This window comes from Paenibacillus sp. BIHB 4019 (assembly GCF_002741035.1).
Lineage (GTDB): Bacteria > Bacillota > Bacilli > Paenibacillales > Paenibacillaceae > Pristimantibacillus.
Genome location: NZ_CP016808.1, coordinates 1675661 through 1697870, shown reverse-complemented (window position 1 = coordinate 1697870; position 22210 = coordinate 1675661). Strand labels below are relative to the sequence as shown.

Below are 22210 nucleotides of genomic sequence, written 5' to 3'. Positions count from 1 at the left end.
TTAGCGGTACGCTGGCAGCCAGCTGCCATGCGCTTCAATCAGCTCATCGCAAAGCGAGACAATGTCATCCATTGACAATTCCGCCGACGTATGCGGGTCCAGCAGAGCGGCGTGATAAATATGCTCGCGCTTCAGTGTTTTGGCGGCCTCAATCGTGAGCAGCTGTGTATTAATATTCGTGCGGTTTAACGCGGCCAGCTGCGGTGGAAGATCGCCAACGTAGGTTGGCGTCACGCCGGAACGGTCAACTAAGCAAGGCACCTCGACGCAGGCTTCCTTCGGAAGGTTCGTAATGAGGCCAGTGTTCATAACATTGCCGCCGATTTTATAAGGATTATTCGTTTCGATGGCTTCCATAATATGTGAAGCATATTCGCGGCTGCGCGTATGCTCAATCTTCTTGTTGCCAAGCATTGAATCCCGTCTTTCTTCCCAGCCCTTGATTTGCTCAATACAGCGGCGCGGGTACTCATCGAGCGGAATATTGAAGCGTTCAATCAGCTCCGGATAATTCCGTTTAATAAAATACGGGTGGTATTCAGCATTATGCTCGGAAGATTCCGTAACATAGTAGCCGAATTTCAGCATGAGCTCGTAGCGCACCATATCGTGGTGCTTCTCCGCTTGCTTTTCCGCTGCGCGACGTTTAATTTCCGGGTACAAATCGACGCCGTCCTTCGTTGCTTCAAGCAGCCATGCCATATGGTTAATGCCGGCGATCTTCGTTTTGACACCTGCCGTATCGATACCCAGATGCTCGAATAGGTGCGGTACACATACTTGTACGCTGTGGCACAGTCCTACAGCCTGCAAGCCGCCTTGTGAAATGAGCACATTCGTCAATACAGCCATTGGATTGGTGTAGTTGAGGAACAGGGCGTCTGGACAAACCTCCTGAATATCTGCTGCAAAATCAAGTACAACCGGAATCGTCCGCAGATTGCGGAAAATGCCGCCGATGCCAAGCGTATCGGCAATCGTCTGGCGCAAGCCGTATTTTTTCGGAATTTCGAAATCGGTTATCGTGCAAGGATCGTAACCGCCGACCTGAATCGCATTGACGACATATTTAGCGCCGCGAAGCGCCTCCTTGCGGTCGGTATACGCTTTAATGACGCAGCTGCTTCCGAGCGACTCCTTCATATTCTGCAACAGCTGCTCGGATTCACGCAGCCGGCCGCCATCAATATCAAACAAAGCTAGCTCGAAGCCTTGCAGTGCTTCTGTAAGCATGACATCGCCTAACACATTTTTCACAAAAACAGTGCTGCCCGCACCAAGGAACGTTATTTTCGCCAATGAATTCGCCTCCGTTTATGAATAGCTTTGACTCCTTAACTATAGCCTTGAAGCGGAAGCAGGAACATGGAGTAATTCCTGTTAAACCTGTCATAATGCCTTTACATTGCATGATTTTATTCATCATATTATACTATTACCTGTCATAATGAGGGGGGATGTCGAATGCCTCTGACCGAAGTCAGACATAATCGGGAGACGCCGCAGCGGCAGATGGAGCTGTTTTTGCGTTTTTTCGGCAAGGAAGAATGTGAGCATGGACATAGCTGGGGCCCGGGCCTGCGCGACTTGTATATTATCCATTATGTGATCAGCGGCTCGGGTGAATTTAGTACCGGAGGAGAGACGTACCAGCTGTCACAAGGTCAGGGCTTTCTCATAACGCCGGGCGCGATTGTCCATTATACAGCGAATGAGGCTGACCCTTGGGTGTATTCGTGGGTGGGCTTTGATGGGCTTCACGCCAGGGCATTTATGCGGCGGGCAGGGCTCAGTGTATCGCAGCCGATATTTCGCGCCAAGAGGACAGGGGGAGGCCGTAGCCGGAGCAAGAGCGAGAGTGAGAGCTGTGAGAGCAATAGAGAGGATAGTGATTGTGCCAATTGGTTTGACACTAGCCATCAGGAGCTTGTGAATGCCCATGAAACGGGCTGTCGGGACATTTTGTACCAGAGCATTTTGTACCGGCTAATTGGAGAGTTAATGGAATGTGCAGACCCTGCTTTAGTAGACGCGCAGCCGCTCCGTGCGAACTCCAAGGAAACCTACATCAACGAGGCGATTACCTATATCGAAAATAACTACAGCCAGAAAACAACGGTTGAGCAAATCGCTCACGCTGTTGGCTTGGATCGTACCTATTTGTCCAGCTTGTTCAAGCAGCAGTTTGACCTGTCGCTGCAAGCGTTTTTGCTGCAATTTCGCATGAATCGGGCGGTAGAGCTGCTGAGCAGCAAGCAGCTGTCGGTAAGCGATATTTCCCGTTCGGTGGGCTACACCGATCCCTTTCTTTTCTCCAAAATGTTCAAAAAGGTCATCGGCCAATCGCCGCGCCGAACGCGGGAGCTGCTGGAGGAGCAGCAGGGCAAGCTGTAAGAGAATGGGATTGGGCAAAGCACAGCTCTTAATAAAAAAAAGGGCGGGCTTTGGCTTAATTGCCAAAGCCCGCCCATAGAATGCGAGATAGCAAGCGTTGTGCTTCACAGCATGCGGCAGCTTGCTTTTGCTTTGCTTTGATGACAGGCGATGCTGAACAGAATCGCTCCCGCCAGCAGACGATGCGCGGCTCTAACCGCGAGCGGGGACCGATTTCTTTTTCCCGGCCCGCATGGACAGAAGGAAGCACAGCAGGAGCACGATGCCAGCGGAGGCATACGGGAAGTTGATATTCATATCAAACAGCACGCCCGCAGTGATCGGGCCAAGAATGTTTCCGAGGCTCGTAAAAGCGGAGTTCAAGCCAGCGAGGTAGCCTTGCTGGTCATTTGCCATTTTGGAAATTTGGGTGCCGATGGCTGGGCGCAAAATATCAACGGACAGGAACAGAAAGAAAGTGACCACGAACACCATCCAGTAGTTGTTGGTCAATAACATCAGCAGAACGAATAGGCCCGCAATGAACAACGACCACGTAATGACGTTCTGCTCGCCGAACCGATTCAAAATCCACCCGAAAATCGTGACCTGCACAACCGCGCCCGCGATCGAGCCGAACGTAATAATAAACGCGATGTCGGTTGCTGTAAAACCGAAGCGATGGTCAACGTACAAGCCGAATACCGTCTCATAATTCGCAAGCCCGAACGAGGCGACAAGCACGATGATTAAGCTAAAAAAATACGGCTGCTTATAAGACGTCAGCAGCTGGGACATAAAGCTGGGTTCGCCGGCCGAGGCTGAAGCTGAGGCCTTAGCCTTAGAGGGGGCTAAAGCGGCAGCCATTGGAGCGGCCTTCGCCTTGGATTCTGGCAAAACAAGCAGCGTAACGATGGCGGCCACCCCGCCGGCGATGCCCGCTACATAAAAAGGGACGCGAACGCCATATTCGGCTAAATAACCTCCGATGCCGGGGCCAATAATAAATCCGGTCGTAATCGCGGCATTGATATAGCCCATGCCTTTGGCGCGTTCTTCGTTGCTAGTAACGTCAGCGACGTAAGCCATAATCGAAGGCATGCTGAATGCGGCCCCGATTCCGCCGAGTATGCGTGAAACAAACAGCAGCCACGGCTCGCTGACCGCGCCAAACATCCATTCTGAGAGCGCGAACAGCGTAACGCCCGCCACGATCATTTTTTTTCGGCCAAAAGAATCGGAGAGCCTGCCTGCAAGCGGGGAAAATAATAATTGGGCCAAGGAAAAGGCCGCTACCATGAAGCCAAGTATGCTGCCGTTCAAATCCAGCTCTCGCATATAGGCAGGCATAACGGGAATGACGAGCCCAATGCCTGTAAATACGAGCAAAATATTGCCCATCAGAAGGAGTATAGCTCCTCTGTTCCGTAGTAATAATGACATGGTTAAAATCCTTTCACCCTGATCTAGGTTGTTTTAATATTTAGGTTTGCTGGAGCGTGGAGATCGCAATGCCATGAAGAACAACCTTTATAGCGGTTCTGTAAATGGTCAAAACCTCATCCATCGCATAGGAGCGTCTGGACAATTGATTCAAGCCGAAAAACAAGCTTTCCAAGATGATCGCCAAATGCTCAACCTGCATCGGCTCTAATTCGCCTCGGTCAATGCCTTCCTGAATAAGGCGCTTGTTGAATTCCAAATGCCGGTCAATCATGACCGTCATCCGTTTCTCAACCTCGTTGGTTTTCTCCTCATGGTTGAAAAATTCATCGGCCGCTTTCGTAAGCGGATGGCTGAAATCATCCATTACACTTTGCTCGACAATGGCGTACAGCTTTTCGGTGGATGTCTCATAGAGCGCCTGCTGCTCATTCCACTTTTGCTCCCATTCCAGATCCCATTCCTCTAAAAGATAGAGAAACAAACCTTCCTTGCTTTTAAAATGGTAATAAATATTGCCCTTGCTGCTTTCGGTCGCCTCCACAATATCTTCAATTGAAGTCCCTTTATAGCCCTTCTGGGCGAAAAGCGCCCGCGCGGCACTTGCGACTTTCTTCTTCGTTTGTTCGCTTTGCAGCTGTTTTTTGTTCATTAGGCGCTGCCCCTTTCCATTAATTATACTGAACGTTCGTTCTATAATAATAGCAAAATAAACAGGGAAAATGCAAATGAGAGGTTAAGAAGGTTATACAGTTAAAGAAATACCAAATATTTTATTAACATTTTCATGTTATATGTAAAGAATTACTGGCCATATGCCGATAATGGAAGAGTAGAATATATAATGGAGGGATTTACAAGTGGTAAAGAGTGATAAATCTTTTGTAGCGGCACTATTATTATGTTTCTTTTTAGGATCTTTCGGCATTCATCGTTTTTATGCGGGAAAAGTGGGAACAGGTATTTTGATGCTGATTACATTGGGTTGCTTTGGGATCTGGACACTAATCGACTTAATTATGATCATTTGCGGCGCATTTAAAGATTCAGAAGGCCGTGAAATTAAAGCATAACGATCATTTTATAGGTAAAAAGGAAAACAGAGCTCTTAGGAGCTCTGTTTTTGCGTCCGCGTATTTAAGCAGGCTGTGCTAATGCTGCCCTCATATTCAAGCCTCTTCTTTTTTAATTTTCGCGGGGTTGTTGATTTTATAAGGAACGGGATGCTTGGTCAGTTTTTTGGCTACAATTTTAGCCTCGAAGGTGATGACATCGCCAACTTCCAGCTCCTGCTTTTTGAGCGTGGCGCTATGGCTGGACCAGGCTTCGCCCACAAGCGTCCCTTGTTCAGTGATGGACACGGCTTCATAAATGACAACCTCATCATCATTATCGGAAAAATGGTTCGGAACCGTCGTAAACTCCTTAACGGTTGCGATCAATTTAACCTTGTCCTCCGGCAGCTCCAGCTTCGGCGCTTTTTCTTTTTTGGCTTTGCTTTTCGGTTTTTCTTCCGCCTGCTCCGCCTTGTCCGCCGCTTCCTCTACTGCTTCTGGAATCGCTGCTGCACTTTCGACCGAATCGAAAGCGAAGCCTGCTTCCGCAAGCATTTCCTCGACCGTCTTGGCTGCTCCTGCGTCTGCGTCGCTTTCGCCCACGGCTGCCGAATCGCTTCTAACGTCAGTGCCATTGTCTACAGATTGCGCTTCAACGGCTTCTGTTTCATGAATTGCAGCTTCCTCGCCTGTCTCGTCAGCCTCAGCACCAGCTGCATGCTTCGCGCCATAGCTTGCCGCTTGCATTTCCTTCAAATACGAAGGATGGATGCAGTGCAGCTGATCGTTGCCGAGCTGTATGACGGCGGTCATTTTATCGACGAAACCGACGATGCTGCAAACGATATTCAGGCCGTGGCCTTTATAATAAAAGGTTTTTGTTTTGCTGGCTTTCCCTGAAAGCAAGCCCCACTCCTGGCATTTTTCTACCTGTTCCTCATCATTTTCAAAGAGCTGGTAATTTTGCGGTTCAATTGCAAACGCATACTCCATCCTATTCCCGCCTTTCCGTCAATCCGGCTAAATTGTTTTAGGTACAACCAGTTTAGCATAAAAACGGTCCATCCAGCATCTTGGCGACCGAGCATGCGCTTGTGGTTAGGCTGGAAGGTTCATTAGCATAAGGAAGGAGAGCATCATTGCGCCGTCTTGCGCGAGTGAGGCGGCGCCTCCCGTCCGCCATCCGTATGGCGCTGGCGGCGTGAAGCCGTCTAAGCTTCGCCGGCCCAGTCCTGCTTCAGCGTGACGAGCTGCTGGAGCGCTGCGTTATCGAGCTCGGTAATCCACGTCTCGGAGCTGCTGGAAATGACATTTTCGCTCAGCTTCTGCTTGGATTCCAGCATTTCGTCGATCCGTTCCTCCAGCGTGCCGAGCGCAATGAACTTGTGCACTTGAACGTCGCGGGTTTGCCCCATGCGGTAGGCGCGGTCGGTCGCCTGATTTTCCACGGCGGGATTCCACCAGCGGTCGAAATGGAATACATGATTGGCCGCAGTCAGATTCAGGCCGACGCCGCCTGCTTTAATCGACAAAATAAAGACGTTCGGCTGCTCGGACGCCGGGAGCGTGCTGGACTGGAACCGTTCAATCATCCGGTCGCGAGTGAGCTTCGTCGTGCTGCCGTTCAAGTAAAGCACCCGTTCCTGAAGCTCCCGCTCCAGCACCCCTTGGAGCAGTTGACCCATGCCGATATATTGCGTGAAAATAAGGCAGCGCTCGCCTTCGGCTCGCAGCTCCTTCACCATCGCCATCAGCCGCTCCAGCTTGGACGATCGGCTAATCAGCGCTTCCATTGCGGCCTCGGCGCCGGTCGTGCCGCTGGCGATTTCCGCTTCCATCACCTCAAGCGGCATTCCATCCTCCAGCAGAGCGGGATGGTTGCATATTTGCTTGAGCTGCGTCAGCACGGACAAAATCGCGCCTCGGCGCTTGTTGCCCTCCACCCGCTGCACCTTAGCCATCAGCTCATTGACGGTTTGCGTATAAAGCGCGCCTTGCTCGGCGGTGAGATGAACGTACGTTTTCATCTCGTTCTTATCCGGCAGGTCGAGCTGAATCGCCGGGTCCTTCTTTTTGCGGCGCAGCATAAACGGCTTGACCAGCCGCTGCAAATCGACAACGCGCTCCGGGTCCTGCTCCTGCTCAATGGGCGTAGCGAAGCGCTTCTGAAAGCCCTGCGCACTGCCAAGAAAGCCGGGATTCATAAAGTCATAGATCGACCACAGCTCGCTCAGCCGGTTTTCAATCGGCGTTCCGGTCAGCGCAATGCGATGCTTGGCGGGCAAGCTGCGGATAGCGGCGGCCTGCTTCGTCTGCGCATTTTTAATATTTTGCGCTTCGTCGAGGCAAATCGCTTCCCATGTGCGCCCTTGCAGCAGCTCCTGATCGAGCATGGAGGTCGCGAACGAAGTGAGAATAACATCCGCTTTGCTGGCGGCTTCGTAGAAAGCGTCGCCCGTCAGCCGCTTGCTGCTGTAATGCAGCATGACGTTCAGCGATGGCGCGAAGCGGCTAATTTCCTTCTGCCAGTTGCCGAGCACGGATGTTGGGCAAATGATGAGGGCGGCTGTGCGGCCAGCGCCGCCTGTCTCCTTCATCTGCATCAGGTAGGCGATGAGCTGCACCGTCTTGCCGAGGCCCATGTCGTCGGCAAGACAAGCGCCAAGCCCCAGCTGGCGCATAAAAGCAAGCCAAGAGTAGCCTTCCTGCTGATAAGCGCGCAGCGTCGCTTGCAAGCCCGCAGGAACGGGAAGTGCTGGCGCCTCTTTCTGCTGCACGAGCCGGTCCATCATCTCCTGCATATAGCTGTTCAGCTCGACTTCCAGCCGCAGCTGCTCATTTTCATCCTCAGCCTCATCCGCCGAGTCTTCTGCTGCTTCATCCTTGCGGGCGAAGTAGTCTTTCCGCGAAAGCAGATGGAGCTGAAGCACGTCCTGAAACGAGAGTCCTTGGGCGCTGTTCATGCCCTTCATCATTTTGCTGATTTGCTCCAGCAGGCCGGGATCGAGCGTCACCCACTGCCCGCGGAATTGCAGCAGCCGCTCCTGGCGGGCGAGCAGCTCCGAAAACTCCGCCTCCGTGAGCGTTAGATCGCCGACGGAAACGCGCCAATCGAATTCAATAATGGCGTCCAGCCCGAAGAAGGAGCGGCCCTTGGCCGGGTTTTCCTCTTCCTTGACCTTGGCGCGCAGTTTAGGCTTTTTGCGCCTGGCGCTTTCCCACCAGGCGGGCAGCAGCACCTGCCAGCCTGCTTCGAGCAGGCGGTTGCTGCCCACCGTCAGGAAGCGCCAGACGGAGTCGCTGCTGAGCGGCACTCTCAGCACATCGTATTTCTCGCCTGCCAAATGCTCGTCAGGCAGACTGGCGCGCAGATGATCCAGCCATCCGGCGGATCGCTCGCGCACAGCATGAACCCAAGCCGCCGGAACTTCGCCGGCGACATCGCCATGCTGCGACAGCCTCACAGGCCGCAGCACCGACGGGTCCAGCTTGTCCTGCAGCACGAGCCGCAGCTGCCACGCCTCATCGGTTTCCTCGCCCGGCTCAAGCAGCTGCAGCATAGGGCGGAACGGCGCATGGTCTGCCTTCCAGCCGACGGCCATCAGCCAGCCGGACGCATCAAGGCCAGCGAAGATCGCCTTCTCCTTCACGAACAACAGCGGATATTCCGCGCGCAAATCGGCGGACGCTGCTTCACTGTTGTAATAGCGCTGGAACACCGCCGCCGAGAAGGCGGCTTCCAGCATACCGAGAAAGCCATTCGACAAGCGGCCGTCCTTCACTTTTTCCTCAGCAATCGCAAGCTCGCTTGCCAGCTCCGCCGAAGCAGAGCTGTCCCACACCCATTGCAGCTGCCCAGCCCGCCATGCGGAGTGGCTCGGCAAGTAGCGCTTGGCCTCCGTGTGCTCGTGGAGCAAAGGCGCAAGCCGGATGAGCGCAGCCGACTGCTCGTCCCATTCCCAATGAATATGCGCCAGCAGGCGCTGCTCGGCAAAGAAGGGGAGCACATGCTCCGCGGGAAGCACGACCAGCTCCACCTGCTCCATTTGCCGGATTTCAAGCTCGGTCCCATAGGTGGTCGCCGCATGCCAAGCGAATAGGCTTTGCTTGAGGCGAACCCCGGTGAGCAGGTCCTGGCGGTCATCCACCGCATACAGCAGCGCATCGCCAAAATCGGTTAAAGCCAAATGTACCGTTATCGTCGTCCATGATGGGCTTTTCGTCAGCTCGGTGCTCATGACAGCAATTTCCCCTTTCGCAGCTCTTCCTGCAAGGCCCGCAAGCGGCTGTAGCGCCCAGCGAAGGCGGTGATGAACGTTTCCCAGCCCGCCTCGTCCTTGCGTTTTTTATACAGCTTCGCTAATCGTTTCAGCAGCTTGACTGCCGATTTGTAGCCGTCCCTGTTTTTCAGCAGCACATAACGCTCGGCGGCTTGGTGATAGAAGGGAAGCAGCAGCTCAGGCGCGTGCTTCTCGATCGGAGCGAACATGGCGACGCGATAATACAGCGGGTCGATGCCTTCGCTTAGCTGGTAATCGATCCACTCCTGCCATTTTTCATAATGATGAAGCTTGTCTGCATAGATGGAGCGCGAGGCGGGCAGCAGGAGCAGCAATTGCTCCCACATCGCTTCCTCCTCCTGAGGCATTTCCGCCAGCACCGCATCCCAATAGGCGAAAAAAGCGTTCAAATGCACGCCATGATGATCTGCCAGCAGGCTTGCCGTTTGCTTCAGCCAGTGAAGCAGCCGATCCCACTCCTTGCGCTGCTCCAGCTCATCCAGCAACGCATAATAATCATGAATGCGCAGCTTGGATTTGCGGCCCAGCGCGGTGAGCAGCGCTTGCGCCTCCTCGTCGCGCCCTAGCAGAAAGCTCAGCCAGCATTTGGCGAACATCCATTGATAGCGCGTCTGGGCAATTTTTTGCTGGGGCTTTAGCGCCTCAAGGTGTTCAAGCTCCTCCGCAAGCAGCGGGCTGCCAGGCAGGCGGGGATAGAGCCATTTTCTCCAAAGCGCATAATACACAGGTGAAAAATAGTCCGCATACCGCTCCTCCGCAAGCAGTCTTCCACGCAAATCCGCCAGCGTTTCCGCCAGGCGGTCCCAAAACGCCGGCTCGGCATCCGCGAGCGCCGGCGACTGCTCGAACAGCTTGTTGATGCTGCCCTGCACATCCTCCATCGCGACTCGCGTGTGGTAGCCGACGAATGTGCCCGTATGCAGCTGCTCCATAATAAACAGGAAGCTGTGCAGCTCGAACAGGCATTTCATCGCAGGGGAAAAAACGGGCCGCGATTGCTTAATAAGCTCAGCTGCGCGGCCAGCATAGTCGCTGTTTCTCGTTAGTGCGGCCAGCGGCTCCAAGCATTGCAGCAGCCAATTTCGCCACTGCGAAATCGGCTGCTCGGGCAGCTGCTGGAGTGCGGCATTTTTTTTTCGCTCGTTCTGTTTATCAATAGGCATCATTCGAATCAATCTCCTGAGACATTTCTTGAAGGCTGGGCTTGTGGACTAGCTTCTTTCAGCTTCCATTCTTCAAAAAGTGCGAGGTATAGGCAATTATGGTTATGTATTTGGATATATAGAGACTTTGGCGGACACAGAAACCGTTAATCTATGTAAAAATGGTTTTTGGCCGTGCTGGCGGACACAGCAGCCGTTAATTATCCCTATTCCTCTTTTTTGAAGCGATAGGGGGTGGCGTAACGGCTTCGCTGTCCGCGCAGCAGCTGAAAACATGAAAATTGCTGAAATAGCGGAATGTCAGTCCTTTTAAATGGAGAATATTCGAGCTGAGCTGACCGAGCGCATGAGTATGCTGCTCTTGTTCGCTCACCGTGTTTCTCACCCTAACTATACGCGAATAAAAATAGAGTTGGCAAATCGCTCATTCATGCGAAATCGCCGCGCTCCTTATGGTTAGGGGCGCGGCGATTGCTTAGTTAGGCCAGTATAGAGCGCGTGTTGCGCAGCACAGCTTTCATGAAAGGAGAATCTGCAGGGACGCTGCCCATAATTTTAATTTTCCGTTTCTGCACGTCGAGACTTTTCATTTGATCGGTCAGGACAACTCCCGAGAAGGCAAGACCGCCAGGCAACGCGACTTCAAACGGATATTCTTTAATTTGGCTCGTAATGGGACACACAACTGCAAAGCCGGTTAGTTCGTTAAAATCAGCCTCGGACAACACAAGAGCTGGTCTTCTCCCAGCCTGCTCATGGCCAGCTTGGGAATCAAAATCCAGCCATATTAAATCGCCGCGCTGGGGGATAGGTATCATCAAATGAGCTCGTCTCCTTCAATGCCAACATCGAATTCCTCATGCCGTGGGGAAGCGGGCTGGATTTTAGCAAGGAGTTGCTTTAAATGAGATCGCAGCTCTTCATTCGTTTCTTGCTGTTGTTTCATAGGACGCAGCAGCAATTCATTTTCAGGAGTAATGACCAATTCGATTTCAGCGCCCTCCTCCAAATTCAGACGTTTAAGCAGCTGATTCGGAATCCGGACAGCACTGCTGTTTCCCCATTTACTAAGCGTTACAGTCGTCATTGGGATCATATCCTCTCTCTTTTGGTCTTTCAAGTATACTTCACCCCTTTTATCATGTATATACTTAGGATATACATCTTCCGACAATCGGATACTCGTTGGCCGAAGGAAAGGCGCCTAAATCCAATTATTATATCTCCTTGCTATAATAGTATAATGATTACTACTGAATAGGATACGAAACAGGGAAAGAGGGATCAGATGCTTACTAATTTTCAACTCGAAACGGTTCGCAGGCTTGGCTGTCGACTTGAGGTGCAACAATGATCAAATCATTATATACACGCGTAGTTCTGATATTCCTAGTGTCCGTAATCGGGGGCACGATCATTGCTTTTTTTGCAGCATCTTGGATATTCGAAGAGCAATTGAATGAAAACTCGCAAATTCTTTTGCGTAATTTTGGAAATGACATCACCTCGATCTACGAGACCATTCCGTCACGTGAAGCGGACGCGTTAGTAAGCAAAATGAAGCAGCTCAATTCCTATCATATTCGAATTTACGAAGCAACGGATCGCTTCCAGTCGTTCGGAGCGCTTAATGGACACAAGCCTGCTGCAGTAACGACGGAACAAGTAAAAAAAGTACTAAATGGGGAAGTCGTACAGGTCAATACAGAGGGTATTGCGGTTGCCTTCATTGGATTTCCGCTGAACACAGATATGGGAACGAAAGCGATGTTTGTGGAGACGCTCTCCCCTCCGTCCACCTCTTTTGTCTTAAAATGGGGATTAACGATTGCAGCGTATTCGTTGATTACAGGAAGCCTATTTGTTCTAATTGCCTCCTTCTTTCTCATAAGGCCGATTAACAAGCTGACAAAAGCGACCAGGAGGATCGCGTCTGGAGACTTCAACGTCAAGCTGAATATTAAGCAGGCGGGTGAATTAGGCACTTTGGCTCGCAGCTTCGAAGAAATGATGCATGATCTGCAGCGTCTGGAGCAGATGCGCAGGGAATTCGTAACGAATGTGTCGCATGAGGTTCAATCGCCGCTCACCTCGATATCCGGCTATGCGATAGCGCTCAAGCAAGAAGGCATCGAAGCTAATGAGCGCAGCCGTTATCTCGATATTATTATTAATGAAGCCAAGCGGATGTCCAAGATGAGCGATAGTCTGCTCAAGCTAAGCCTGCTCGAATCACAGTCACAGCAGCTGCAACTCGTAACGCTCAGGCTTGATGAACAGATTAGGCGGGTCATCGTCGGGATTCAGCCGCAATGGTCGGCGCGGAACATCCATTTTGAGCTTAATTTGAAGCCGGCTATGCTAACGGCTGATCATGATCAGCTAAATCAGGTATGGATCAATATCATTGGCAATAGCATCAAATTTTCCAAGGATGGCGGCATAATTACAGTCAGCATCGAGCAAGACATCAAACATTTGACCGTCCGAATATCAGACGAGGGCATTGGTATTTCACTAGAGGACCAGAAGCGCATATTCGAGCGTTTCTTTAAAGCCGACCGCTCTCACAGCCGGAAATATGAAGGCAGCGGCATGGGCCTGGCCATCGTTAAGCAGATTATTTCCCTTCATCAAGGCGATATTCGAGTGGAAAGCGAGCCGGGTCTGGGAACGACCTTCATCATCACCTTGCCCGTCACAATGCTGGCTGAATAAGAGGCTTATCCGTTATCCCATAGCGGTCCCCTCGCTTCTCCCCATGCCTGCGTCATCAGGTACAGGCCTCCTGCCTATGATGACGCAGGTTTTTTTGCGTGTTCATATTCCGTTCATCCTGCCGGCATATAGAGTACATTTTCATCGTGTAAGCTTTCCCTATCGGCCCTTAAGGGCGCCCAGTAGAGAGATGACGATAGGAGAAGATGCAAATGGAAATACGAGAGGTAAACAAGATGGAGCTGGATGCAACAACAAATAAAAAGCCAGCCAGCAGGTTGAAAAAATGGCTTCGCAGGTTGCTTAAAGGAATAGCGGCCATAGGAATAGCAATCGTCGTTTTTATAGCCGTCGTTTTTTTCGTGAATTTGTTCAGCAGCAAATCAGAGCAAGCGAAATTATTGCCTTATGGCCAGTCAGTAGCTGTAGATGGGAAATATATGAATGTATCGACCCATGGACAAGGAGAAGAAACGATTGTGCTCCTGCCAGGTTATGGCACAGCAGCGCCGGCACTTGATTTTAAGCCGCTAATTGAACAACTGTCACCGTATTACAAAGTCGTCGTAGTTGAGCCATTTGGTTATGGTTTAAGCGATCTGACCGACAAGGAACGAAGCACAGAAAATATAGTAAGTGAAATTCATGAAGCGTTGCAAAGCCTCCATATTGACCGTTACCTTTTAATGGGCCACTCCATTTCAGGATTATACAGCTTAGATTATGTGAACAAATATCCAAGCGAAGTGAGAGCATTTGTCGGACTCGACAGCAGCGTCCCAACGCTCAAAGAGCAGAAGATAGGATCTTCCATATTAAAGACGCTTAGCCTGCTCAGAGAATCAGGTTTCGCCAGATTGCAATTGAAATTAAGCGATGACCCTTATGCTGGATTACCCTATGATGATCAAACCAAAGAGCAACTAAAAATCATGATTCGCAAAAACATATATAATTCGAGTCAATTAAATGAAGCCGGAAGTATGTATGCTAATTTTGAAGCAGCAGAACAATTAACCTTCCCAAAAGCGCTTCCCGTTATTTTCTTTATCCAAGCCAATCATCCAGTAACGGATAGATGGATACCCGAGCATGAGAAGCAAATCAAGGATTCTGCTCATGGAAAAATAGTGTTATTTGAAGCGGACCACTATTTATATCGTACTCATTCGGCAGAAATCGTTGAAAACCTCAGGATGTTTATGGAACAACTTAAACAAGACAAATAGACGATTTTTGCTTCTTATGTAATAATCTGCTGCGAATTGCCCTGTTTTGCGCCGGGGCGCTGCACGATTTTCACCGAACGGCTTTGTACGAGTAAAATATAGCCAACATCAAAAAGGAAGATAAGGACATACATGAACATCAGCAGCAGGGAATCCGGGTAGAGCTTGTAGCTGAGCACGGAGGCGCATAGGGTGCCGAGCATTTTTGCCCAGGCAATAAAACGGGACTGCCCCAGCAAGTCCTTCTGGAACAGCATTTGAATAAACAGTATGGACATCATCAGATTGATGCCAAAGGCGGTATATTTGCCCTCTGGATCATGGAATTCGACCGAGACGCCGTAATGCAGCAAGAAAGCGGTAGCGAGCAGAGAGCCTACGATGACGGCTATTTTTTTCGGTGAATATTCATGGCGGGTGTAATACAAAAATTGCAGCAAAATGATGATGTCGAGCGCGAACCAGACGATTGTAATGATTTGCTGAAGCGGGTTGAAGGGCATGAAAAAGCCGAACAGCAGCTCCCACGTCAGATTGGCGCAGAGCGCAGCCAAAGGCATGCCGCATGTCCGATCCTTGAAGCCTTGATAAATAATAAGCAGATAGGTGATTGTCCAAAAAAACGCCATTCCGAGCAGCAGCAGCAGGTCCATCAAGCGTTATCGCATCCTTTCCAAAAACGGTTGTTATAAAAACGTATGTTGGCGGCTGCTCGTCTATGTCTTATGTTAAAATAGAAGGCAACGAAGCTGGCCGGGTGCCGCTGGGCACATATACAGCCAGAGCAAGGAAAGAAGGAAGAGCGTATGGCAATTTATGAAATTGAAGAGGATGAGTGGCTGCGTCTGGCGCGAATCGGTAATGGGAAGGATGCGCTGCTGTTCTCCAGCCCTTTCTGCGGAACGTGCAAGGTAGCCGAACGGATGCTGGACATCGTTCAGGCAGCGGAAGTGCCAACGACGATGTATAAAATCAACATCAATTACGCGCCCAAGCTGCGCGAGGCCTGGAAAATTACGAGCGTTCCCTGCCTAGTGCTGGTGAAGGACGGCGAGCCCCTGCGGTTCGAATACGCGATGCGCTCTGTCGATTATCTTTACAAGCTGCTGAAAGAGGATGAGTAGCTATATATACTTTATAAAAATGGCACATCGGAGCATGCTCCGATGTGCCATTTTTTAAATATAGGAAAGGATATGATTTTCCCATCCTTTCTCGCTGTTTCTCGTAATGAAACGCGCTGCGCTGCCAAAGGACGGCGACAGCCGTTTCATCTTGTTGTTCACCTAAAAAAAGCAGACATCGACCTAAAATAAACGACGGTAGGAAAAAATCCAGCTCTCCTTTACGATGAAGGAGAATAAGGCGGGTATACTAGAATTATTTAGAAGGTGCTTTGCAGGGAGGATGGGGAAGATGCTGAAAGCGGTTGTATTCGATGACGAATATATTGTCCGCCAAGGGCTGAGCCAAATGATCGACTGGCAGCGTTATGGCGTCGAGCTGGTAGGAACGGCGGGAGACGGGTTATCGGCACTAGAGATGTTTCGCGAACAGCGGCCGGACATTGTGCTGACGGATATTCGGATGCCGGGCATGGACGGATTGCGGCTCATTGAGACGGTGGCAGGCGAAGCAGGGGATACGATGTTTATTGTATTCAGCGGATTTAATGAATTTGAATATGTAATGCGGGCGATTGGCCTTGGCGTTGTTGATTATTTGGAGAAGCCGGTTACGGTAGAGAAAATAGATGAAGTGATGCGCAAAGCAATCGAGCGCATTGAGAAGCAGCAAGCATTCAGCTCCATGAAATCCAAATGGGAGGCGTCGAAGCAGGAGCTGCTGGAGAAAGCGACGCTGAACTTGCTGTTAGCGGGCGATAGTGCGCTAGGCAAATGGAAGGAAAGCTATGGCCCGCAGTGGGAAGCGATTGCGGGCATTACGGTGCTTGCCTTTTCCTCGGAATGTGTAGAGCTGCCGGAAAGTGCCGACTATCGAATCGTTGAGGTGACGAATGGGGCAGACCGGCTTTCTGCGGTGCTTCATTTCAAGCTGCCCGCAGACGAGCTATGGGAGCAGCTTATGCTGCAGGGCGGAGACTGTGAGCTGTTCGCAGCAGGAGGAACTTATGCATCGCTAGCAGAAGCGCCAAAAAGCTGCAAGGAAGCGCTGCGGGCGCTGCGCTACGGCCGGTTTTTGGAGGAAAGCGGCTTGATCCGCATTGAGGAAATGGAAGGCAGCGATGAGCTGGCAGGCCATTTGACGAAGCATGAGGAGTCGGTCATTTTCTCCTTGCGCACGGGGGACAAGAAGGGGCTGTCGGCTGCGTTGGACGAATTCGAGGTATCGGTTGGGGAGCAGAAGCTGGACCCGGAGCAGGCGGAGCGCGAAATTTTGCAGCTTGTTTATGTGGGCCTTGAGGTGCTGAAGGAGACGGGGCGGGACATTCGCTCTCTCGGCAAGGTCGCTCATCAGGAGCTTGGCGTCATGCATACGCGCGAGGAAATGTTCCGCTGGCTGCGGGGCAAGGTAGAGGCGATGCTGACGGCCGTTACCGAAGCTAGGCGCTCCGCGAAGCATGCGGCGGTCGAGAAGGCGCTTGCCTATATGGAGGCCCGTTTCGGGCAGGATATTTCCTTGCAGGAGCTGGCGGAGCATGTTGGCCTGAATGCGACGTATTTCAGCCTGCTTTTCAAAGAAGAGATGGGCATCTCCTATATTAAGCATTTGACTCATGAACGGATGGAGCATGCAAAGGTGATGCTGCGAGAAGGGATGCTCGTCGGGGAAGTCAGCGAGAAGGTCGGTTATCTCAACTACAGGCATTTTACGGAAACGTTCAAAAAACTCATAGGCATGACGCCTAAGCATTACCGGGAAGCCCACTCAATCGAGCGTAAGGAAGATGGCCATGCCTAAAAGACGGCTATTGGAATGGCTGCGGTTCAAAAAAATCCGAAGCCGGTTTTTGGCGGCAATGATTCTGCTCATCGTGCCTTCAATTATGCTGCTCGGCTACATTTCCTTCAACATTACGAAGGACACGCTGACGGATATGAATGAAAAAACGAATTTGGACCATTTGCGAACATCCAGCGAGGTGGCCGACCTATTATTTCGGAATATTAACAATTTTCATCTATCTATTGTTGTCAACGATGCCATTCGGCAGAGCCTGCGCAGCAGCGGAGAAAATTCGGGCAGCCAGCCCGATACGGTGAACAGCACAACCTCCTCGCGGCTCAAAGGCTTAATCAGCAGCAGCTTTGCTGATACGCGTTATGTAACCTCGGTCTGTCTGCTTGATCTGAAGCTTCACACCTACTGCTTTGGCCGCTCCGATGATGCGGGCGTGTATGAAGGAAGCGATAAAATAGCCAAGATTACAAGCTCGGACTGGTACAAGGCGGCGTATGAGAGCAAGGGAAAGGTTGTTTATTATCCGTCAGATATTTTTGACGATACGAATAAGTCCTTTTCTACCGTGAAGCTGTTTCGCGACGCGGAGGACCCGGGCGGCGAGCCGATTGGCGTTCTCGTCATCAATGTATCCAAGACGATTTTTGATAAAGTGTTCGGGGGCAGCAAGGAGAATGGCTCCTTCATGGTGCTCAGCGAGGGGACTGGCTCGACGAAAGCAGTATACAGCCATAATGATACTGTTCCGCTTGCTGGCGGGACCATCTCGGAAACGCTGGGCCACTTGAAGGATGAAGGCTTCTTGGTCAATCCTTATTATAATCAGGCGACAAGCTGGACGCTGGTCCATCTCGTCGAATCGAAGGAGCTGCTGAAGCATACCCAATACATTGGCCTCGCGACGACGCTTATTGCCGCAGCTTTCGCGGTGACAGCGCTGATCCTATCCTTTTTTATATCGGGAACCATCACAAGGCCGCTGCTGCGGCTGAAAAAAATGATGAACGACTGGACGCTGGGCAAGCGCGATTTTCCGGCGGAATTTGCCCAGGATGAGGTCGGTGTCATCGGTGAAACGTTCAAGCGCATTGCCCGCGAAAATGAGGAGCTGAATGCGCGGCTCATCAACTCGGAGCTGAAGGAGCGGGAGGCGGAGCTTAGGGCGCTGCAATCGCAAATTAAGCCGCATTTTTTGTATAACACGCTGGATTCGATCTATTGGATGGCGATTTTGCAAAATAATAAAGAGGTCGCCCAAATGGCGGTCTCTCTCTCCGAAAGCTTCAAGCTCAGCTTGAACAAGGGCAAGGAGACGATTCTCGTATACAACGAATTGAAGCATATCGAGCATTATTTGAACATCCAAAACATTCGGTTCAACAACCGCTTCCACTATATCGAGGAGGTGGAGGAGTCGATCAAGGGGCTGGAGATCATGAAGCTGCTGCTGCAGCCGCTGGTCGAAAACGCCATTTACCATGGCTTGGAGCCGAAGGTCGGAAAAGGAACGATCCGTTTGACGGGTGGAACTGACGGGCCGTATTTGATTTTCACGGTCGAGGATGACGGGGTGGGAATGGCGGATATGGCCCAGACAGAGCAGGGCTACGGCATGCGCAACGTCAAGGAACGGCTGTCGCTGTCTTATGGGGAAGGCAGCTCGCTGACCGTCTGGAGCCGCGAAGGAGAGGGCACCCGTGTGACCCTGCGCTTCAACCCATCGAACCTACCTAAAAAAAACCGACACTCACCTGAAAAATGAAGCGCTTTCACAAGTGGCGCTTCCTCCCTACAATAAAGGTATAGAAAGCTACTTATACAATTGGCGATCATGAACGAGGGGGAACGAAACATGAAGAACATGAAGCTTAAATCGCTAGCAATGACAGCAACCGCACTTGTGCTTACCGGAACGCTGGCGGCATGCGGCGGAAGCAATTCGGGCGGCAATACCGGTACGGATGCGGCGGCGGGCGGCACAGGCGGCAATGCAGAGAAGAAGGTAACGCTCTCGCTGCTGGTTGATAATACGCAGGATTCGGTCAATTTGGCGAATGCTTATGTCGACGCTTTCCAGAAGAAATATCCGAACATTACAGTTGAGATGGAAACAAGGCCGGGCGGCGGCGAAGGCGACAATATTGTAAAGACCCGTCTGGCGACAGGCGATATGACGGATGTATTCTTTTATAACTCGGGCTCCTTGATGCAGGCATTGTCTCCAGAGAAAAATATGCTGGACCTGACGAATGAAGCGTTCCAGTCGGGCGTCGTGGATTCCTTTAAGTCGACCGTTTCCTTTAATGGAAAAGTGTATGCCGTGCCGACGTCTTCCACAATAGCTGGAGGCTGGTTCTATAACAAGAAAATTTATGCTGATCTTGGACTGAAGGTGCCTGTTACTTGGGATGAGCTGATCGCTAATAACGAGAAAATTAAAGCCTCAGGCATTTCCCCGGTCATTGGTTCCTACAAGGACTCGTGGACGTCACAGCTCGTTGTGCTGGCTGATTATTACAATGTACAGGCACAGGTACCGTCGTTCGCGGAAGATTTTACTGCTCATAAGGCGACTTTCGCAGGCACACCCGCTGCGCTGAGAGGCTTCGAGAAGCTGCAGGAGCTGTATGATAAAGGCTTTATGAACAAGGATATGCTGGCGACAACCTATGATGCAGGGCTCAAAATGCTTGCCGATGGCAAGGGCGCGCATTATCCAATGCTGTCGTTCGCAGCGCCATCTATCGTACAAAACTTCCCGGATGAGATTGAAAATATCGGCTTTTTCGCCCAGCCTGGCGACGATGCCTCGAAAAACGGCTTGAGCGTCTGGATGCCGGGAGCAGCCTACATTTATAAGGAAACAAAAAATGTGGAGGCAGCGAAGCAGTTTCTAGCATTTATTGCTTCTGTAGAAGGGACAGAGGTTGCGGCTACGGTCTCGAAGCCAACCGGCCCTTATCTGATTAAAGATGCGAAGATTCCTGACGATGTGCCAACGCTAGTCAAAGACATGCTGCCGTATTTCGAATCGGGCAAAACGGCGCCTGCGCTGGAGTTCGTTTCCCCAGTTAAAGGGCCGAGCCTGGAGCAGATTACCGTTGAGGTTGGCGCAGGCATCAAGAAGGCAGCGGAAGGCGCGGCTGCTTACGATAAAGATGTGGAGAAGCAAGCGAAACAGCTTGGACTGGCGGGCTGGTAATCTTCAACTTGGGTAGCAGTAAAAAATAGATAGAGAAGCCCGGCCCTGCTTGCAGGGCCGCTTTACTTCAAAATATAAGCTTGACAGTGTAGGAGTGATAACGATGAACAACATTTTTAAACGAACCTACTCCTATTGGTTCCTGCTGCCTGCGGCGATCATTTATTTTATTATTTTCATCCTGCCGACGATTATGTCCTTCTTCTTCAGTATGACGAGATGGACGCTGTCGGATTGGGAGTTTATCGGGTTTGAAAATTTTATTACATTTTTTCAGGAGCAGTCCTTAAGCATTGGTTTTAAAAATACGCTGATCTACGCGGTCGTTACCTGTACGCTTAAGGTTGCACTCGGGCTGCTGCTAGGCGTATTGCTAACCTCGAAGATTCGGACCAAAAGCTATTTGCGGTCTGTCATATTTTTTCCCACCCTGGTGAGTACAATTGCTGTCGGTATTGCCTTCAGCATGATGATGCACCCGACGCAAGGCGTCATTAATACAGCGCTTGCCGCCATCGGCATTGAAGGTCCAGATTGGCTCGGCGATACGAGAATCGCGCTGCTGTCGGTCGCCATGGTCGATGTGTGGAAAGGCTTAGGCTTCGCGACGGTCATTTACATTGCTGGAATTTTGTCGATTCCCGCGGAATATTATGAAGCCTTGCATATCGACGGCGGCAACAACTGGCATAAGTTCTGGAACATTATTGTGCCGCTGAGCCGTCCAGCTACGAACTCCGTTATTATTTTGGCCTTCATCGGCGGTCTGCGCTCCTTCGATCTGGTATGGGCGATGACCAAGGGCGGCCCAGGCTTCACGACCGACTTGATTGCGTCGATCATTTACAAGCAGTATCAAGGCGGCTTCTATGGCCTCGCTACTGCGGGCAATGTGATTTTGTTCCTCGTTGTAACAGCGCTTGCCTTCCCGCTCTATACGTATTTGAACCGCAAGGAGGTAGACCTGTGAGAAGGATCAAACAATGGGGCTTTGAAATCGGCGCCGTCTTGTTCACGATTGTCGTGTTCTGGATTCCGTTCTACTTCATATTGGTCAATTCGGGCAAGGACCCCAAGGAGTCTTCGCTGCTCACGATGTCATGGGCGTCCAATAGCCAGTACTGGGAAAATATTAAAACCGTCGTTGTGGCCCGCGATTTTATGCTGGTTCGCGCCTTTATCAACAGTACGGTGCTGACGGTGGCCTCCATCGCTATTTTGATCGTACTGTGCGCCATGGCAGGCTATGTGCTGCAGCGCCGGACAGGAAAGCTGTCGCCCTTGTTCAACTTCTTGATTCTTGCCGGGCTTATCATTCCGCCGGCGATCGTGCCGACGATCTGGGTCATGGATGGGCTTGGCCTGTTCAAAACACTGATCGGCCTTATTTTGATCGAAGTCGCGCTTGGCTTTCCGTTTGCCGTTCTGCTCTATAAAGGCTTCATGAGCGGCATTCCGCGTGAGGTCGATGAGGCGGCCGTTATTGACGGCGCAGGCGGCCTTCGGCTGTTCTTCGGCATTATTTTGCCGCTGCTCCAGCCTGTGACGGCAACGATTATTGTATTGTCCTCGGTTACCATTTTTAATGATTTCACGAACCCGCTTTATTTTCTGCCGGGCTCGGACAATGTCACGGTGCAGCTGACGCTCTATAACTTCCAGAGCCAGTATGTGACGCAATACAATCTGCTGTTCACGAACATATTGCTGATTACGATTCCGCCGCTGCTGCTGTTTATTATTTTTAACAAGCGTATTGTAGCGGGCATGACAGCTGGTTCGGTTAAAGGTTAATGTCTCATTC

Annotated in this window: 19 protein-coding genes; 10 read left to right on the top strand and 9 right to left on the bottom strand. The window is 51.1% G+C overall.

From position 1 onward, the window contains the following. Positions 1 to 1299 (bottom strand): alpha-glucosidase/alpha-galactosidase, encoded by a 1299-nt coding sequence (gene melA / locus BBD42_RS07115; protein ID WP_099517619.1) that lies wholly within the window; start codon positions 1297 to 1299, stop codon positions 1 to 3. A 165-nt stretch (positions 1300 to 1464) separates the two neighbouring features. Here melA and BBD42_RS07110 point away from each other — a divergent pair, with 165 nt between their 5' ends. After that, on the top strand, positions 1465 to 2394 hold the full coding sequence (locus BBD42_RS07110) for an AraC family transcriptional regulator (protein WP_099517618.1): 930 nt from the start codon (positions 1465 to 1467) through the stop codon (positions 2392 to 2394). 192 nt (positions 2395 to 2586) lie between these two features. On the opposite strand, the gene BBD42_RS07105 is transcribed toward BBD42_RS07110, so the two are convergent. Both BBD42_RS07105 and BBD42_RS07100 read right to left on the bottom strand, forming a co-directional pair. Then, a complete protein-coding gene (locus BBD42_RS07105) occupies positions 2587 to 3816 on the bottom strand; it encodes an MFS transporter (protein WP_099517617.1) in 1230 nt (409 codons plus the stop codon). A gap of 40 nt (positions 3817 to 3856) precedes the next feature. After that, on the bottom strand, positions 3857 to 4468 hold the full coding sequence (locus BBD42_RS07100; RefSeq protein ID WP_099517616.1) for a TetR/AcrR family transcriptional regulator: 612 nt from the start codon (positions 4466 to 4468) through the stop codon (positions 3857 to 3859). A 208-nt stretch (positions 4469 to 4676) separates the two neighbouring features. Between BBD42_RS07100 and BBD42_RS07095 the strand changes: the two genes are divergently transcribed. Next, positions 4677 to 4889: a TM2 domain-containing protein gene (locus tag BBD42_RS07095; protein WP_099517615.1), complete on the top strand. Its 213-nt coding sequence runs from the start codon at positions 4677 to 4679 to the stop codon at positions 4887 to 4889. Positions 4890 to 4985: 96 nt separating this feature from the next. Here the strand turns inward: BBD42_RS07095 and BBD42_RS07090 are convergent, their stop codons facing one another. The 5 genes from BBD42_RS07090 to BBD42_RS07070 form a co-directional block, all read right to left on the bottom strand. Continuing rightward, the gene (locus tag BBD42_RS07090; protein WP_099517614.1) at positions 4986 to 5864 is read right to left on the bottom strand and encodes a hypothetical protein; all 879 of its coding nucleotides are present in this window, start codon (positions 5862 to 5864) and stop codon (positions 4986 to 4988) included. A gap of 218 nt (positions 5865 to 6082) precedes the next feature. After that, positions 6083 to 9109: a DEAD/DEAH box helicase gene (locus BBD42_RS07085; RefSeq protein WP_099517613.1), complete on the bottom strand. Its 3027-nt coding sequence runs from the start codon at positions 9107 to 9109 to the stop codon at positions 6083 to 6085. After that, positions 9106 to 10338, bottom strand: coding sequence for a hypothetical protein (locus BBD42_RS07080; protein ID WP_099517612.1), 1233 nt, complete (start codon positions 10336 to 10338; stop codon positions 9106 to 9108). The genes BBD42_RS07085 and BBD42_RS07080 overlap by 4 nt, the downstream gene beginning before the upstream one ends. A gap of 476 nt (positions 10339 to 10814) precedes the next feature. Further along, positions 10815 to 11150, bottom strand: coding sequence for a type II toxin-antitoxin system PemK/MazF family toxin (locus BBD42_RS07075; protein ID WP_099521501.1), 336 nt, complete (start codon positions 11148 to 11150; stop codon positions 10815 to 10817). Positions 11151 to 11152: 2 nt separating this feature from the next. Continuing rightward, entirely contained in the window at positions 11153 to 11455 is a 303-nt protein-coding gene (locus BBD42_RS07070) for an AbrB/MazE/SpoVT family DNA-binding domain-containing protein (RefSeq protein WP_237163401.1), read from the bottom strand. 230 nt (positions 11456 to 11685) lie between these two features. Between BBD42_RS07070 and BBD42_RS07065 the strand changes: the two genes are divergently transcribed. After that, positions 11686 to 13053 (top strand): sensor histidine kinase, encoded by a 1368-nt coding sequence (locus tag BBD42_RS07065; protein WP_099517610.1) that lies wholly within the window; start codon positions 11686 to 11688, stop codon positions 13051 to 13053. Positions 13054 to 13265: 212 nt separating this feature from the next. Then, the gene (locus tag BBD42_RS07060; RefSeq protein ID WP_099517609.1) at positions 13266 to 14282 is read left to right on the top strand and encodes an alpha/beta fold hydrolase; all 1017 of its coding nucleotides are present in this window, start codon (positions 13266 to 13268) and stop codon (positions 14280 to 14282) included. A 14-nt stretch (positions 14283 to 14296) separates the two neighbouring features. On the opposite strand, the gene BBD42_RS07055 is transcribed toward BBD42_RS07060, so the two are convergent. Continuing rightward, on the bottom strand, positions 14297 to 14935 hold the full coding sequence (locus BBD42_RS07055) for a transmembrane-type terpene cyclase (protein ID WP_099517608.1): 639 nt from the start codon (positions 14933 to 14935) through the stop codon (positions 14297 to 14299). Positions 14936 to 15088: 153 nt separating this feature from the next. Between BBD42_RS07055 and BBD42_RS07050 the strand changes: the two genes are divergently transcribed. The 6 genes from BBD42_RS07050 (at position 15089) to BBD42_RS07025 (ending at position 22200) form a co-directional block, all read left to right on the top strand. Beyond that, complete coding sequence (locus tag BBD42_RS07050) at positions 15089 to 15406, top strand: thioredoxin family protein (RefSeq protein ID WP_099517607.1); 318 nt, start codon at positions 15089 to 15091, stop codon at positions 15404 to 15406. 292 nt (positions 15407 to 15698) lie between these two features. Beyond that, the gene (locus BBD42_RS07045) at positions 15699 to 17204 is read left to right on the top strand and encodes a response regulator (protein ID WP_099517606.1); all 1506 of its coding nucleotides are present in this window, start codon (positions 15699 to 15701) and stop codon (positions 17202 to 17204) included. After that, the gene (locus BBD42_RS07040) at positions 17197 to 18966 is read left to right on the top strand and encodes a cache domain-containing sensor histidine kinase (protein WP_099517605.1); all 1770 of its coding nucleotides are present in this window, start codon (positions 17197 to 17199) and stop codon (positions 18964 to 18966) included. The genes BBD42_RS07045 and BBD42_RS07040 overlap by 8 nt, the downstream gene beginning before the upstream one ends. Positions 18967 to 19056: 90 nt before the next feature. Beyond that, positions 19057 to 20406, top strand: a complete 1350-nt coding sequence (locus BBD42_RS07035) for an ABC transporter substrate-binding protein (RefSeq protein WP_099517604.1) — start codon at positions 19057 to 19059, stop codon at positions 20404 to 20406. Between the two features lie 103 nt (positions 20407 to 20509). Beyond that, positions 20510 to 21376, top strand: a complete 867-nt coding sequence (locus BBD42_RS07030; protein ID WP_099517603.1) for a carbohydrate ABC transporter permease — start codon at positions 20510 to 20512, stop codon at positions 21374 to 21376. Further along, complete coding sequence (locus BBD42_RS07025; RefSeq protein WP_099517602.1) at positions 21373 to 22200, top strand: carbohydrate ABC transporter permease; 828 nt, start codon at positions 21373 to 21375, stop codon at positions 22198 to 22200. Before BBD42_RS07030 ends, BBD42_RS07025 begins: the two co-directional genes overlap by 4 nt. Positions 22201 to 22210 lie beyond the last annotated feature (10 nt).